The 455-nt window shown below is 62.9% G+C and carries 1 pseudogene; it reads right to left on the reverse strand.

Going from position 1 to position 455, the window contains the following annotated elements:
• Window positions 1–192, reverse strand: a pseudogene (locus ACYP5B_RS46115) (AraC family transcriptional regulator); the annotation flags it as partial.
• Window positions 193–455 lie beyond the last annotated feature (263 nt).

The following is a 455-nucleotide window of genomic DNA, read 5'->3' on the forward strand; positions in this document are numbered from 1 at the left end:
CGTGGCGGGGCCGGCCGCGCATTCGAGCAGGGCGGCATCGAGCCCGGCGAGCGCGAGCTGGTCGGCCAGCGCAATGCCGGCGGCCTCGCCATAGTCAAGCACGGTGCGCAGGTAAGGCAGCGACACGGTGCCGGGCGATGCGCAGGCAATGTCGGTGATGGCGGCGGGGAGCGCCGCGTTGGCGCGTGGCATCAAATCACCTGTCATGCGGGATCAAGACCGGGGACCGATCTTTATCCAAACTGCGGCGAGCGTCAATGCGGGCTATCCGCAACGGACAACGACGTGAGCCGAAGCCGACAAGATGCGCCGAAGCCCTCTGGAACGACGACGGTGTTTACTCCCTCTCCCACAAGTGTGCTGAGGTTTGCCCACAAATCGGCGTCCTCGATAAGGCAGTGCTACTTGTAAACACAATCTGACGGTGTTAACTTCAGTCGACCCCTTTGACTATG

Source organism: Cupriavidus sp. 8B, from assembly GCF_054589115.1.